Source organism: Kitasatospora sp. NPDC058478 (assembly GCF_042720345.1).
Taxonomy (GTDB): Bacteria; Actinomycetota; Actinomycetes; order Streptomycetales; family Streptomycetaceae; genus Kitasatospora.
In genome coordinates this window covers 20447-35949 of record NZ_JBHXML010000048.1, presented here as the reverse complement: position 1 = coordinate 35949, position 15503 = coordinate 20447, and the positions used below count along the sequence as shown (strand labels likewise).

Below are 15503 nucleotides of genomic sequence, written 5' to 3'. Positions count from 1 at the left end.
ACGCTCCGTGAGCGAAGGCCCGGCGCAGACCTGCGCGCCGACCCGCCGCACCGCGAGCGTGCGCGCCCCGCGCCACCGGCCACCCACGCCGGGCCGCGACGGCGCGACCCCGAAGCCGACCGACCCGACGGCGCCCCTCCCCCGGCGCCGTCACCCCCAGCACCGGCGCAGCCCTGACGCCGCGTGCTGAGCGACAAAGGGCCCCGTTCCCCCGCGGGGCCCTTTGCCCTGTCCGGGCCACCCGGCTCAGGGCCGCTCCGCCCAGACCGCTCCGCCCACGGCTGCCCGGCTCAGGGCTGCTTGCGCCAGACGCTCGGATCGACCGGCTCCTCGGCCGACGCCCCGGGCGGCGGCACCAGCGGCGCGTCGTCCGAGCCGACCACGTCGCCCACCCCCGCCCCGGGGGCGTACGGCTGCGGCTCCGGCCCGGCCTCGTACGGCGCCCCCGGCGGCGGCACCGCACCGTGCGGCACCGCACCGTACGGCGGAGCGCCGTAGGCGTCCTCGCGGGCCACCGCGCCCCGGCCGCGGACGGCCGCCAGCAGCGGCGGCACCAGCAGCGCGCCGATCGCCGCCCAGACCAGGTTGGCCACCAGCACGCTGGCGAAGCCCAGGTTGATCGAGGTGTCCCGGGACACCTCCGTCTGGTTGGTGAAGGTGTCCCACCCCGCGACCGCCGAGGACGTCGAGGTCGTCATCAGCGCACCGCCCACCGCCATCAGCGCGGTGAGCGCCACGGCGTGGACGGCCGCCAGCCGGAGCCGGTCGGCCGCGTCCAGCCGCCGCCGGTACGCCGACCAGCCGAGGACGCCCGCCGTGGCGAGGGCCAGCAGGCCGGTCCAGCGCCAGTCGGCGGTCTGGTCGTGCAGGTCGAAGAAGGAGATTTCCCCCCTGTCGGGGGTGTCCTGCCAGTCGCCGCCGATCGCGACCGCCGCGTCGCCCGCCCCGCCGCTCGCCCCGTTGAACGCCTGCAAGGTCGCCCCCGAGCCCAGGCCGAGCAGGCCCAGGCCGAGGTTGGGCAGGAAGGCCACCGAGACCGGGGTCTGCCAGCCCTCGTCGCTGTTGACGGCGACCAGCACGAAGCCCGTCACCGAGGCCAGGCCCAGTGACAGTGCCAGCGCCCGGCCGGCCGTGAGCGCGGCGACCGCCCAGCCGCGCACCGCCCGGCTGCGCCAGGCGGCCCAGCGCAGCGCGTCGGTGCCGTGGACGGCGAAGGCCGTCAGCGCGGCGAGCAGGGCCGTCCAGCCGGTCGCCTCCAGCCAGCCGGAGTCCACGGTGTACGTCACCCCGAGGGCGCGGCCGACGAGGCCGGTGCGCTGCGGCTCCCAGGACGTCCCGCCGGCCAGCCCGAGCAGCGCGGTCACCGCGGCCAGGACCACCGCGGTGCGCAGCGCCTCGCCCGCGGCCTGGGCCCGGGTGAGCTGGAGGCCGGCGGCCCGGCGGCGGCGTGCCGCGGTCCGCAGGCCGAGCCAGAGCGCCAGCGCCCACAGCACGGTGACCGTCAGCGGCACCGCCCGGAGCAGCGCGTCCATGCCCGCCGCGTCGCCGCGTCGCAGCGCGGTGGTGTACCCGAGCTTGAACGGCGCACCGAGCGCGCTCAGCGCCATCGACAGGGCGGCGCCGAAGCGCTCGCCGAACCCGGGCGCCCGGACCAGGTAGGCGTACTGGTAGTCGCTCGGGACCGCCACGATCAGCGCCGCCAGCAGCAGCACGGCGGTCGGGGCGATGGCGACCAGGAGCGCCGGGCGCCAGTCCGCGCCGACCAGCCGGCTCAGCACGTTCGGCCGGCCGGCCCGCGGGTCGTACGGCTGCCCGGCGCCCCAACTGCCCAGCGTGGGCGGCCCGGCGGGCTGCGGGTGGCCCGGGCCGTACCCGGGCGGCGGGCCGTAGCCGGGCGCGGGCGGCGGCGGCCCGTAGCCGGGCGGCGAAGGCGGCGGCGGCGGGTACCCGGGCGCGGCGGACGGCGGACCGTACGCCGGCGGGGGCGGTACGGCAGGCGGAACGGCGGGCGGCACGACGGGAGGTACCGCGGGCATGGCGGCCGTCGGCGGGGGCGTCAGCGGCCGCCCGCACGAGACGCACGCGGGCGCCCCTTCCACCGATGCCGCGCCGCACGATGCGCAGATGGCCATGGACCGGTTTCCCCCCGCTCGACGAGTTCCTGGTCCCCCAGAAAGCCCGTTTATCCCATCGGATCCGAACGAATGTCAACCGGGTACCGGGCCGGGAGGGTTGGCCCGTCGGGGCCTGCTCAGCCGCGCTTCTTCGGGACCTCCGGGACGGGCAGCAGCGGCAGTCGGAGCGCGCCGAACGCGTCCTCCGGGACGGCCGGCCGGGCCGGCGCCACCGGGGCGACCCGCCGGTAGGCCTCGCCCTGGGCCGGGCGGCGGTCCGCCTCGCCCTTGTTGGGCCACATCGACATGGCGCGCTCGGCCTGCGCGGTGATCGTCAGCGAGGGGTTCACCCCGAGGTTGGCGGAGACGGCCGCGCCGTCGACCACGCTGATCCCCGGGTGGCCGTACAGCCGGTGGTAGGGGTCGACCACGCCGGTCTCGGGGGCGTCGCCGATCGGGCAGCCGCCGAGGAAGTGGGCGGTCATCGGGATGTCGAAGATCTCGCCGGCGCTGCTGCCCGCGAAGCCGTTGATCTGCTCGGCCAGCGCCTGGGCGCCCTGTTCGGCGGCCGGGATCCAGGTCGGGTTGGGGGCGCCGTGGCCCTGGGCGGAGGTGAGCCGGCTCTTGCCGAGCAGGTCCTTCTTCAGCGAGACGGTGATCGAGTTGTCCAGCGACTGCATCACCAGGCCGATGATCGTCTTCTCGGACCAGCGGTGCTGGTTCATCGAGCGGGCGAAGGTCACCGGGTGGCGCACCGACCCACCCAGGTAGCGCAGCCAGCGCGGGGCCCGTCCGCCGCCCTTGACCTGGGCTATCGACAGCGCGCCCATCGCGTTGGAGCCCTTGCCGTAGCGGACCGGCTCGATGTGGGTGCTGGCGTCCGGGTGGATCGAGGAGGTGATCGCCACGCCCTTGGTGAAGTCCACCCGGGTGCCGTAGCGCCGGTCGGTGGTCTGCGCGCCCACCAGCGCCTCGGAGTTGGTGCGGGTCAGCTCGCCGAGCCGGCCGGAGATCCGGGGCAGGTGCCCCCCGTCACGCATCCGGTGCAGCAGCGACTGGGTGCCGTACGTCCCGGCCGCGACCACCACCCGGGCGGCGGTGATGGTCCGCGCGCCCGCCTTCACCCGGTCGGTGCGGGAGCGGGAGTCGGTCCGGCGCACGTCCACCGCGTAGCCGCGGCTCCCGTCGGCGCCGGGGAGCTCCCGGATCCGGGCCACCGTGGTGAGCGGGTGGATCTCGGCGCCGCCCCGCTCGGCCAGGTGCAGGTAGTTCTCGGTGAGCATGTTCTTCGCTCCGTGCCGGCAGCCGGTCATGCACTCGCCGCACTCCACGCAGGCCTTGCGGGCCGGCCCGGCGCCGCCGAAGTACGGGTCGGCGACCTCGTCCCCGGGCGCCGCCTCGGCCCGGCCGCCGGCGTCCTGGCCGTCCCCGAAGAAGACCCCGACCGGCGCCATGTGGAAGGTGTCGCCCACCCCCATCTGCTCGGCGGCGGCCTTGAGGTGCACGTCGGAGGGGGTGAAGGTCGGGTTGAGCCGGACCCCGAGCATCCGCTGCGCCTGGTCGTAGAACGGCGCCAACTCCTCCTGCCAGTCGGTGATGTGGCGCCACTGTCGGTCCTCGAAGAAGGCCTTCGGCGGCACGTACAGGGTGTTGGCGTAGTTCAGCGAGCCGCCGCCGACCCCGGCGCCGGCCAGGATCAGCACGTTGGCCAGCAGGTGGATCCGCTGGATGCCGTAGAGACCGATCTTCGGCGCCCACAGGTAGTTCGGCAGGTCCCAGGAGTTCCTGGGCAGTTCGTCCCGCTCGAAGCGCCGGCCGGCCTCCAGGACGGCGACCCGGTAGCCCTTCTCGGTCAGCCGCAGCGCGGCGACCGAACCACCGAAGCCGGAGCCGACCACGACCACGTCGTAGTCGAACTCCGCCGCACCGCCGGACTCCACCATCTGCCACTGCTCCTTCGGGACGCGAACTGACTACGGGACGGGCGAACCTGGTTACAGGACGGGCGGATCGGACCACCGGCCGGGCCGGCTCCGACCACGGGGGCGAACCCCCGGGCCGGGAAGGCTGCTTGGACCCCCGGTCCGGGACGGCTACTTGAACCGCAGCGCCTTCAGCACCCGCAGCCCGCCGGTCATCACCGCGGCGAACTGCCGGTCGTCCAGGCCGAACGAGGGCGCGATCGGCATCAGCCGCTGGGTCGCGACGGTCTGCGCCTCGGTGAAGCGCAGGATGCCCTCGGCACCGTGGCGGCGGCCGAGCCCGGAGTCGCCCATGCCGCCCATCGGCGAGCCGATCGAGCCGTACGCGGCCGCGTAGGCCTCGTTGACGTTGACCGTGCCGGTGCGCAGCCGGGCCCCGACCGCCCGGCCGCGCCGGGTGTCCCTGGTCCAGACGCTGGAGTTCAGGCCGTACGGCGTGGAGTTGGCGGCGGCCACCGCCTCGTCGTCGGTGTCGAAGCGGTAGACGGAGACGACCGGGCCGAAGGTCTCCTCGCCGCAGACCGCCATGTCCGGGGTCACCCCGTCGAGGATGGTCGGCTCGAAGAAGTACGGGCCGAGGTCGGGCCGGGCCCGGCCGCCGGCCAGCACGGTGGCGCCCGCCTTGACCGCCTCCTCCACGTGCCGGGTGGTGGTCTCCAGCTGGCGGACGGAGACCAGCGAGCCCATGTCGGCGCCGTAGGCGAGGCCGCCGCCGAGGCGCAGCGCCCGGGTGCGGGCGGCGAAGCGCTCCAGGAAGTCGTCGGCCACCGAGCGGTGCACCAGCAGCCGCTCGATCGAGATGCACAGCTGCCCGGCGGAGGAGAAGCAGGCCCGCACGGCGCCCGCGGCGGCCCGGTCGAGGTCGGCGTCGGCGAGGACCAGCATGGCGTTCTTGCCGCCGAGTTCGAGCGAGGCGCCGACCAGCCGGGCGGCGGCGCGCTGGGCGACCTCGCGGCCGGTGCGGGTGGAGCCGGTGAACGAGACGTAGTCGGCGTGCTCCACCACGGCGGGGCCGATCACCGGGCCGTCGCCGAGCACGACCTGCCACAGGTCGGCCGGCAGCCCGGCCTCGATCAGCAGCTCGCGGGCCCACAGCGCGGTCAGCGCGGTCTGCGTGTCCGGCTTGTTGACCACGGCGTTGCCGGCCGCGAAGGCGGGCAGGACGTCGCCGACGGACAGCTCCAGCGGGTAGTTCCAGGGCGAGATGTGGCCGATCACGCCCTTGGGCCGGCGGGCCTCGACCGCGTGGGTGAGCACCGGCAGCGCCCCGCCGCGCCGCTTGTCCCGGAGGTAGCCGTGCGCGGCCCGCCCGTAGTGCCGGGCGGCCATGGCGGTGGCCAGCACCTCCTCGAAGGCGTGCAGCCGGGCCTTGCCGGTCTCGGCCTGGACGAGGTCCAGCACCTCGTCCTGCCGCTTGAGCAGCAGGTCGTGGAAGCGCAGCAGGACGGCCGCGCGGCGGCGCACCGGCAGCGCGGCCCAGGCCGGCTGGGCGCGGCGGGCCAGTTCGAAGGCGACCTCGACGTCGGCCGGGGTGGACTGCGGCAGGCTCGCCAGCCGCTCGCCGGTCAGCGGGGCGACGGTCTCCACCAGGCTGGGCTCGCCGGTGGCGGTGACGCCGGCGGCCAACCGGGCGACCAGGGACGGCGGGACGGCCGCCGCGACGGTCCGGCCCCCGCCGGGGGCGGGCGGGTTCCCGGTCGCGGGGTGTTCGGTGGCCGCTGCGCCTGCTGTGAGGTCCGACATACGGCGCAGCCTAGGCGCTCGGCGGCCGGTCCGGTACCCGTCGGTAACAAGAATCTGCCGCGGCCGGGCGGAGCGGGCGCCCCCGGTCAGCGGGTCGGCGTGAAGTAGTGCAGCACCGCGTTGAAGCGCTGCTCCGCCTCGTTCCACTCGTTGCCCCGGTCCGGGCTGGACGAGTAGATCGCGTAGCTGGTGCCGTCGTCGTCGATGAACTCGGCCTCGACCGCCCGGCGCCGGCCACCCTCCTTGGCGAGGTAGCTGAACTCCCAGACGGCCGCCTCGTGACCGTTCACCGCGACGCCGGTCATCTTGTGCTGCTTGTAGTCCTTCAGGTTCTTGGAGACGGTGGCCTCCATCTGCCGCAGGTGCTCCAGCGGCTTGACCGACTGGCCGACGGTGACCGCGAACTGCAGGTAGTGCACCTTGTTGTCGGGGCTGTAGTAGACCTGGTTGTCGGGCGTGGCACTGCGCTGCCAGGCCGGGCTGACCGAGGGCAGCGGGAAGCGGAAGCCGGCCGGGTCGTCGACCCAGTGGTAGCCGTTGGGCGCCGCCGGTCCCGGGCTGGCGTCACTGGTCGGGTCCGGGCTGACGGAGGCGGTCGGGACGGGATCGTCGGCCGTGGAGGCGGCGACGTGCCCGGTGGTGGTGTGCCGGGTGGCGAGGAAGGTCGCGCCGGCCGCCAGCAGGCCGACGGCCACCGCGATCACGACGATCTTCAGGGTGCTGCGGCGCTTGGCCGGCCCGCGCGCGGGCGTGACGGGGTGCGCCACCGGCGCGACCTCGGCGGTGGGCGCTGCCGCCTCGGCGGCCACGCCCCCGGTGGTGTCCGGAACGGCCCCCGAGCGCGCCCCGGTCGGTTCCTCGGCCTCCGCCGCCGTCGCCCCCGGCGCGTCCTCCTCCTCGGGGTCCTCCTCCGCCGCCGGGCGCTCGCTGCGGTCCACCACCGGCACCGACTGGGTGGGCGCGCGCAGCGGCGCGACCGGCTTCAGGCCGATCGTGTGCCCGGCCTGCACCTCGGCCAGCATCCGGGCGGCCTCGTCCGCGTTCGGTCGCTCGGCCGGGTCCTTGGCCATCAGCGCGGCCAGCACCGGGCCCAGCGGCCCGGCCCGGACCGGCTCCGGCAGCGGCTCGCCCACCACGGCGGCCAGCGTGGTGATCGGCGAGGTCCGGCGGAACGGCGACTGGCCCTCCACCGCGGCGTACAGCGTCGCCCCGAGGCCCCACAGGTCGGAGGCCGGCCCGGGCCGCTCGCCCTGGGCGAGCTCCGGCGCCAGGTAGTCCGGCGAGCCGACCAGGTCACCCGGCCGGGTCAGTTCGGCCGAGCCCTCGTACGTCGCGATGCCGAAGTCCAGCAGCACCACCCGCCCGGTGCCGCGCTCCAGCAGCACGTTGGCCGGCTTCACGTCGCGGTGCAGGACGCCGAGTTGGTGGCCGCGGTGCAGTGCGGCGAGCACCTGGCTGCCGACCTCGGCGACGGCGCGCGGCTGCAGGGTGCCGTCCTGGCTGATCACGTCGGCCAGCGAGCGGCCGTCGACCAGCTCCATCACGATCCACGGCCGGCCGTCCTGCTCCAGCACGTCGTGCACCGTGATCACGCCGGGGTGCTTGATCCGGGCGGCCGCGCTGGCCTCCCGCTTCATCCGGGCGTGCAGGATCTGCAGCTCGTCCTCGGGCAGGTGGTTGACGGTCAGTTCCTTCACCGCGACCTCGCGGTTCAGCATCCGGTCCCAGGCCCGCCAGACGGTCCCCATCCCGCCGCGGCCGAGCCGGTCGCCCAGCTCGTACCGCCCGGCCAGCAGCCGCTCCGTCTCGGCCGTCTCCGGCCGGTCCTGCACGCCCATCGGCGACCACTCCCCCTCACATCCGTCTGCCGTCACAGCGACGGAGGGCCTGGTGCAGACCACTGTTCGAACAAATCCCACGCACACATTAGGCGCACCTTGCCAGCCCCGGTAATCACGCTCACCCGTCGGACCGACGGTCCGGGACACTCCGGGGCCGTCAGCCTGCGAACAGCACCACCGCGGCCACCCCGAGCACCAGCAGCAGGAACACGCCCCCCACCAGCAGCGGGCCGAACAGCGCCGGAGGTATCCGCGGCGGCCGCACCTCGTCCGGCCGCCCGGCGCCCGCCCCGGCGTTCGCGCCCACGACCACCTCCGACCGCCCTCGTCCACCACCCCGCCCCCGCCGGCGCCGCACCAGCGGGGCCTCCGGTCTCAGCACCAGCGCCCGCGCCGCCCACTCCTCGTCGACCGGCTCCGGCGCGCCCGCGAGCAGCGCCGCCAACTCCCGGCGGGCCTCCTCGGCGGTCGGCCGCAGCGAGGGGTCGGGCTGCAGCAGCCGCTCGACCAGCGGCGCCAGCGGCCCGCAGGCCGCCGCAGGCTCCCGCCGCCCGTCCCGGACCGCCGACACCAGCTCCGGCACGCCACCGTCCGGGAACGGCGAGCGGCCGGTGACCAGCCGCTGCACCAGCACCCCGAGCGCCCAGCAGTCGCCCGCCGGGCCGCCGTCCAGCGGCCAGCGCTCCGCCACCGGGCCGACCAGGGTGGCCCGCACCTCGTACCGGCGGCGCCCGCCCGGGCCCCCGAGGTCCTCGGCCAGCGCCTCCTGCGCCACCCCGGACAGCAGCCCGCCGAGCATCGCCGCGCCGTCCTCGCAGACCAGCACGGACTCGGCGGTCAGGTTGCCGTGGACGAGTCCGTCCTCGTGCAGCGCCCGCAGCGCGCCGGCCAGGTCCGCCGCCAGCTCCGCCGCCCGGTAGGGCGGCACCGGTCCGACCGCCGCCAGGTCCGCCAGCGTCATGGCGCCCGACCGCTCCTCCACCGTCCACAGCAGTTCGCCCTCGACGAAGGCACCGAGCCCGCGCAGCAGCCGGGGGTGCCCGGTCGGCGCGGCCGAGCCGACCGCCGCCACCCGGCGGACCAGCCGGTCGGCGTGCGCGGGCACCTCGCCGTCCAGGTCCTGACCGGTGGTCAGCAGCGCCGGCAGCTCCAGGGCTCGCAGCAGCACGGACTCCCCGGTGCGGTCGTCCACCGCCAGGGCCCGCAGGAGTTCGGGACGGTCCGTCAGCCGGTACCGCCCCGCCAGCAACTGCTCCGGGCCGCCTCGCATGCCAGTTCCTCTCGCTCGCCGAGCAGCCTACTGAGCGGCTCCTTTACGCTCGGTCCCATGGACTGGACCGATCTGATCGACACCGCCTTCAAGGTGGCGGGAAACAACAGCCAAGCCAATCAGGCCGAGGCCGTGCGCACGGTGGAGGCGGTCGTCATCGACGGCGAGAATCCGGTCGCCTCGACGGCCGGGCGCCATCCCGACCACTTCCGCAAGGGCGTGCTCGTTCTCACCACCCACCGACTGCTCTTTCTCAAGGACGGTAAACCGCCGGTCCCGGTTCCGCTTACGGCGGTCACGGACGCGACCGTGGCCAGGACCAAGCTCAACGGCGACGTGCTCACGATCGTCGCACTGACCGGCTCGCACCGGTTCGAGGACGTGGCCAAGGCCGACGTCTTCGCCGAGCAGCTCCGGGAGGCCGCCCGGCTCGCCCGCAAGGCCGCGTCGGCCGCCGGGCCGGCGGCCGACACCGCCCCCGCCGACCTCAGCGCGGGCGACCAACTCCTCGGCCAGCTTGAGCGGTTGGCCGCCCTGCACGCCTCCGGCGCGCTCACCGACGAGGAGTTCACCCGGGCCAAGGCCCGCCTGATCGGCTAGGCCTAGCGCCCTACGGCGCGGGCTGGAAGCTGGCGAAGGCCGTGTCCCGGGCCTGGGAGTTGGCCGGGGCACCCCAGTCCGCGTCCGGGGTGATCCAGTAGATCGCGTAGCCGTACTTGGCCGGGTTCCCGGTGACGAAGCCCCGGTTGAGCGAGTGCGTGCGCGGCGTGCCGCTGATCCACTCCCAGTCGGCCGCGTTGCTCCACTGCCGGTAGTTGATCGCGGCCAGGTTGACCCGCTGGTAGTTGGTGACCTTCGAACGCAGGCCCGGCTCGGAGTCCTGCCAGTCGGCGACGGCGCTGGGGCCGGGGGTGGTGGTCCACTCGATGGTCAGGGTACTGCCGTTGCCCTTGAAGATCCGGCGGACGCCCTCCGAACCGGCCGGCTGGAGCCAGTCCGGCAGGACGACCGAGAAGCCGGTCGGGTCCTTGTACTCGTGGTAACCGGCCGGGACGGCGGCCCCCGGCGGGGTCGGGCTCTGCGCGGGGGTGGTGGCGGGCGCGCCGGCGGCCGGCGGGTTCGCCGCAGAGGGGCCGGGCGTGTCGGCCGGCTTGTCGGGGGCCGGTGTGTCGGTGGCCGGCTTGTCCGGGGCGGGCTTGTCGGTGCCCGGCTCCGGCTCCGCCGCCGGAACGGAGGCGGCCGGGGTCCCGCTCGGCCCGGCCTCGGAGCTGGTCGAGACCGACGAGGTGGCGCCCGCGCCGTTCGCCGACGAGTCGTCCCCGTTGCCGACGGCCTGGAGCACCGCGACCACCCCGGCGATCAGCAGCAGGACCAGCACCACGGTGACGACGGCCAGCCGCCGCCGTCCGTTGCGCGGGTCGGCGCCGGCCGCCTGCGTGGCGCCCAGGGTCCACTCGCTGGTCACCGGCCGGATCGGCTCGGCCGCCGGAGCCGAACCCGACGCCGCGAGCGGACCCGAAGCCGAGCCCGACGCCACGTCCGAGGACGGCGAGGCGGGCTCGGGCGCCGGCTCCACGACGGGCTCCGCCACGGCGGCGGGCTCCTCGTCCTTGGCCCGGCTGCCCACCCGGACCGTCCCCAGCAGCCCCCCGATGGACCGCTTGCGGCCCTCCTCGGCCTCGGCCGGGGCCTCCTCGGGCTCCGCGGCGGCGGCCGGACTCTCGACCGGCAGCGCGTGCACGGTGGTCGACTCGGCCTTCGAGGTGGCCTCCGCGACGACCCGCTTCAGCATCGACCGGGTCTGCGAGGCGTCCAGCCGCTCGGCCGGGTCCTTGGCGAGCAGCCCCTCGATCACCGGCTGCAGCGCCCCGGCGTTCACCGGGGCGGTCAGCTCCTCGGTCATCACCGCGGTCAGGGTGGCCAGCGCCGAGCCCCGGTCGTACGGCGGCCGGCCCTCGACCATCGCGTACAGCGTGCCGCCCAGCGACCACAGGTCGGCCGGCGGCCCGGGCTTCTGCCCGCGGGCCCGCTCCGGGGATATGTACGAGGGGGCGCCGACCAGCATGCCGGTGGAGGTGACCGAGGCGTCGCCCTCCACGCTGGCGATGCCGAAGTCGGTGAGCACGACCCGGCCGTCGTCGCCGATCAGCACGTTGGACGGCTTGACGTCCCGGTGCAGGATGCCCAGCGCGTGCGCGGCGCTCAGCACGCCGAGCACGTCGAGCGCGATCTCGGCGGCCCGGGCGGGGGCCAGCGGCCCGTCCTCCCGGATGACGTCGGCCAGCGAGCGGGACTCGACCAGCTCCATGACGATCCACGGCCGGTCGTCCTCGTCGACCACGTCGAAGACGGTGACCGCCGAGTTGTGCCGGATCCGCGCGGTGGCCTTGGCCTCGCGCAGCGTCCGGACGATCAGCCGGTGCTTCTCCTCCTCCTCGACGCTGGCGTTCATCCGCAGTTCCTTGACCGCGACGGTCCGCCCCAGCATCTCGTCCTCGGCGCGCCAGACGGTGCCCATGCCGCCGCGCCCGAGCACGCCGTTCAGCCGGTAGCGGCCGGCCAGGAGGCGGCCGGTGGAACCCTGCGCCTGGGTCATTCGGAACGTTCCCCCATGTGCTGCTGGCGGTCGTGGTGACGGCGTGTCGGCCCGGCCTCAGGCCCGAACGCCCAAGTCTCCATCATCCCCTGTCCCCGGGGGCCGGGACCACCCGACCCCCGCACCCGATCCGGGGCGTACCGGATCGGGCTCGGCGCTCCGTGCCCGATCTGTGATCGAAAACTCGCCAAGATCTGGCCGGGGCGCTGCTACCGTTCGGCAGCTCATCGTCTTTCCGGGGGGATCCGACGCCCATGACCGCACCCGCACCGGGCGCTGACGGCCAGTCGGGCCGGCCGCGCACCGCCCAGCACTACTCGGTCACACCCACCCTGGATTCCCCCGAGGGCTACGTCGCGCCCGGTATGCCCGGTGTCCCGGTGGCCGGATACGTCCCCACCGTCCGCTCCCACCGGACGGGCCCGCGCCGCCGCACCGCCCTGGCGGTCACCCTCGCCGTCCTCGCCATGCTGCTCGGCGGCCTGGCCTACGGCTGCGCGCCGGCCCGGGCCGCGGACAGCCTCGGCTGGCTGGCCATCGCCCTCGCCGCCCTGGTCGCCTTACCGCTCGGCCGGCTCGGCGGCCGCAGCCGGGTGCTGCCGCTGCTCGGCGCGCTGCTCGCGGCCTGCGCGCTGCTGCTCGGCCAGCTGACCGGCCAGCTCCGCCGGGTGCACGCGGCCGGCCCCGGCCCGCGCGGACTGCCGCACGACGCCCTGGCACACTGGCGCGCCGAGCTGCGCGCGCTCGACCTCGCCTTCTACGGCATCGCCCTGGTCGGCGGCTTCCTCCTCACCCGCCGCACCGCCAACCGCGGCTGACGCCGGTCCGGACAGCCCGAGGCCCCCGCCGGCGGAACCGACGGGGGCCTTCACCACGACGCGTCTCAGCGGTGGTTGAGCGCCGGGTTGACGGTCACCTCGACCCGCTGGAACTCCTTGAGCTCGGTGTAGCCGGTGGTGGCCATCGCGCGGCGCAGCGCGCCGAACAGGTTCATGGTGCCGTCGGGGGTGTGCGAGGGACCGGTCAGGATCTCCTCGGTGGTGCCGACGGTGCCGAGGTCCACCCGCTTGCCGCGCGGCAGCTCCTCGTGGACGGCCTCCATGCCCCAGTGGAAGCCCTTGCCGGGCGCGTCGGTGGCGCGGGCCAGCGCGGCACCGATCATCACCGCGTCGGCGCCGCAGGCGACGGCCTTCGGGATGTCGCCGCTGTAGCCGACGCCGCCGTCCGCGATCACGTGCACGTAGCGGCCGCCGGACTCGTCCATGTAGTCCCGGCGGGCGGCGGCCACGTCGGCGACGGCGGTGGCCATCGGCACCTGGATGCCGAGGACGCCCCGGGTGGTGTGGGCGGCGCCGCCGCCGAAGCCGACCAGCACGCCGGCCGCGCCGGTGCGCATCAGGTGCAGGGCCGCGGTGTACGTGGCGCAGCCGCCGACGATCACCGGGACGTCCAGCTCGTAGATGAACTGCTTGAGGTTGAGCGGCTCCGCGCCGCTGGACACGTGCTCGGCCGAGACGGTGGTGCCGCGGATGACGAAGACGTCGACGCCGGCGTCCACGACGGCCTTGGAGAACTCGGCGGTGCGCTGCGGCGAGAGCGCGGCGGCGGTGACCACACCGGAGTCGCGGACCTCCTGGATCCGCTGCTTGATCAGCTCGGCGCGGATCGGCGCGGCGTAGATCTCCTGGAGGCGGCGGGTCGCGGCGGCCTCGTCGGTGATCGTGGCGATCTCGTCGAGCAGCGGCTGCGGGTCCTCGTAGCGGGTCCAGAGGCCTTCGAGGTTCAGCACGCCGAGGCCGCCGAGGCGGCCGATGGCGATGGCCTGCTGCGGCGAGACCACGCTGTCCATCGGGGCGGCCAGGAACGGCAGCTCGAAGCGGTAGGCGTCGATCTGCCAGGCGATCGAGACCTCCTTCGGGTCCCGGGTACGGCGGCTGGGGACGACGGCGATGTCGTCGAAGGAGTACGCCCGTCGGCCGCGCTTGCCTCGCCCGATCTCGATCTCAGTCACTTCGAGCCCTTCTGGTTTGTTGCTCATGCCCGCCGGGTCACCCCGGCCGCCCCCAGTATCCCGCACCCCGGTTGCCTCGCGCGCTCGCCTCCGGGGCGCGGGGCCCGCCCCCGGCGGCCCGTCCCCGCCCCCGGGCGCGCCGAAGGGCCCGGCGCCGCGGTGCGGCGACGGGCCCTTGGGAAGCGCGGACTCAGCGGTTGGAGTAGTTCGGCGCCTCGACGGTCATCTGGATGTCGTGCGGGTGGCTCTCCTTGAGGCCCGCCGAGGTGATCCGGACGAAGCGGCCCTTGCTCTCCATCTCGGCGATGGTGGCGGCGCCGACGTAGCCCATGGTCTGGCGCAGGCCGCCGACCAGCTGGTGCAGCACGGCCGACAGCGGGCCGCGGTAGGGCACCTGGCCCTCGATGCCCTCGGGGACGAGCTTGTCGTCCGAGGCCACCTCGGCCTGGAAGTAGCGGTCCTTGGAGTACGAGCGGCCCTGGCCGCGGGACTGCATCGCGCCCAGCGAGCCCATGCCGCGGTAGGACTTGAACTGCTTGCCGTTGATGAACATCAGCTCACCCGGGGACTCCTCGCAGCCGGCCAGCAGCGAGCCCAGCATCACGGTGTCGGCGCCGGCGGCCAGCGCCTTGCCGATGTCGCCGGAGTACTGCAGGCCGCCGTCGCCGATGACCGGCACGCCGGCCGCCTGGCAGGCCACCGCGGCCTCGTAGATGGCGGTGATCTGCGGGACGCCGATGCCGGCGACCACGCGGGTGGTGCAGATGGAGCCGGGGCCGACGCCGACCTTGACGCCGTCCACGCCGGCGTCGATCAGCGCCTGGGCGCCGTCACGGGTGGCCACGTTGCCGCCGACCACGTCGATCCCGACGGCCGACTTGATCTTCCCGATCCAGGCCAGCGCGTTGTGGCTGTGGCCGTGCGAGGTGTCCACGACCAGGAAGTCCGCACCGGCCTCGACCAGGGCCTGGGCCCGGTCGAACGCCTCGGCGCTGGCACCGACGGCGGCACCGACCAGCAGACGACCCTCGGCGTCCTTGGCGGCGTTCGGGTACTGCTCGGCCTTGACGAAGTCCTTGACGGTGATCAGGCCCTTGATCCGGCCCTCGTCGTCGACCAGCGGCAGCTTCTCGATCTTGTGGCGGCGCAGCAGCGCCATCGCGTCCACCCCGGAGATGCCGACCTTGCCGGTGATCAGCGGCATCGGGGTCATGATCTCGCGGACCTGGCGGCTGCGGTCCGACTCGAAGGCCATGTCACGGTTGGTGACGATGCCGAGCAGCTTGCCGGCCTCGTCCGCGATCGGCACGCCGGAGATGCGGAACTTGGCGCACAGCGCGTCGGCCTCGGCCAGCGTGGTGTTCGGGCCGACCGTGATCGGGTCGGTGACCATGCCGGACTCGGAGCGCTTCACCAGGTCGACCTGGTTGGCCTGGTCCTCGACCGACAGGTTGCGGTGCAGCACACCGACGCCGCCCTGGCGGGCCATCGAGATCGCCATCCGCGCCTCGGTGACCTTGTCCATCGCGGCGGAGAGCAGCGGGATGTTGACGCGCACGTTCCGGGAGACCCGCGAGGAGGTGTCGACCTGGTTCGGCAGCACCGCGGAAGCCCCGGGCAGCAGCAGGACGTCATCGAACGTGAGCCCGAGCATGGCGAACTTCTCGGGTACGCCTGCGGCGTTGTAAGACATTTGGGGGGTACCTTCCGTGGCCGGCCTATTCCGCTCACGCCCTGAGGGTGGGGCGCGTTCATCGCTCACTCGCAGCAGACCGCCGAAGCCGGGTGGTTTTGGAGGAACCTCCAGGGGAACCCCGCGCGCACCCGCGAAACTTTGGCAACCCGCCCAGGCGCCGATACCCCATGGTACTGGCACGGCGAATGTGTCCTCGTGTGCCCTTGACAACACCGGCCCCCCGTGGCTCATTCCGGCCGGTCAGGACTTA

The 15503-nt window shown here is 74.8% G+C and carries 10 protein-coding genes; 2 read left to right on the top strand and 8 right to left on the bottom strand.

Annotated elements, in window-relative coordinates; genetic code table 11:
* Nucleotides 1-290: 290 nt before the first annotated feature.
* From ACFWPT_RS25480 to ACFWPT_RS25460, 5 genes are all read right to left on the bottom strand, one after another.
* Nucleotides 291-2036, bottom strand: a complete 1746-nt coding sequence (locus ACFWPT_RS25480; RefSeq protein WP_380484486.1) for a hypothetical protein — start codon at nt 2034-2036, stop codon at nt 291-293.
* Between the two features lie 215 nt (nt 2037-2251).
* Nucleotides 2252-4057, bottom strand: a complete 1806-nt coding sequence (locus ACFWPT_RS25475; RefSeq protein WP_380484484.1) for a GMC oxidoreductase — start codon at nt 4055-4057, stop codon at nt 2252-2254.
* A gap of 150 nt (nt 4058-4207) precedes the next feature.
* Entirely contained in the window at nt 4208-5839 is a 1632-nt protein-coding gene (locus tag ACFWPT_RS25470) for a succinic semialdehyde dehydrogenase (RefSeq protein ID WP_380426835.1), read from the bottom strand.
* Between the two features lie 86 nt (nt 5840-5925).
* Entirely contained in the window at nt 5926-7677 is a 1752-nt protein-coding gene (locus tag ACFWPT_RS25465) for a serine/threonine-protein kinase (protein WP_380484481.1), read from the bottom strand.
* A 160-nt stretch (nt 7678-7837) separates the two neighbouring features.
* On the bottom strand, nt 7838-8950 hold the full coding sequence (locus ACFWPT_RS25460) for a protein kinase (protein ID WP_380484479.1): 1113 nt from the start codon (nt 8948-8950) through the stop codon (nt 7838-7840).
* A 57-nt stretch (nt 8951-9007) separates the two neighbouring features.
* Between ACFWPT_RS25460 and ACFWPT_RS25455 the strand changes: the two genes are divergently transcribed.
* Entirely contained in the window at nt 9008-9550 is a 543-nt protein-coding gene (locus tag ACFWPT_RS25455) for an SHOCT domain-containing protein (RefSeq protein ID WP_380484477.1), read from the top strand.
* A 10-nt stretch (nt 9551-9560) separates the two neighbouring features.
* Here the strand turns inward: ACFWPT_RS25455 and ACFWPT_RS25450 are convergent, their stop codons facing one another.
* Nucleotides 9561-11546: a protein kinase gene (locus ACFWPT_RS25450; protein WP_380484475.1), complete on the bottom strand. Its 1986-nt coding sequence runs from the start codon at nt 11544-11546 to the stop codon at nt 9561-9563.
* Between the two features lie 254 nt (nt 11547-11800).
* Here ACFWPT_RS25450 and ACFWPT_RS25445 point away from each other — a divergent pair, with 254 nt between their 5' ends.
* Nucleotides 11801-12364, top strand: a complete 564-nt coding sequence (locus ACFWPT_RS25445) for a hypothetical protein (protein ID WP_380484473.1) — start codon at nt 11801-11803, stop codon at nt 12362-12364.
* 65 nt (nt 12365-12429) lie between these two features.
* On the opposite strand, the gene ACFWPT_RS25440 is transcribed toward ACFWPT_RS25445, so the two are convergent.
* Entirely contained in the window at nt 12430-13557 is a 1128-nt protein-coding gene (locus ACFWPT_RS25440) for a GuaB3 family IMP dehydrogenase-related protein (RefSeq protein ID WP_063348999.1), read from the bottom strand.
* Between the two features lie 190 nt (nt 13558-13747).
* Nucleotides 13748-15250: an IMP dehydrogenase gene (guaB, locus tag ACFWPT_RS25435; protein ID WP_063348998.1), complete on the bottom strand. Its 1503-nt coding sequence runs from the start codon at nt 15248-15250 to the stop codon at nt 13748-13750.
* Nucleotides 15251-15503 lie beyond the last annotated feature (253 nt).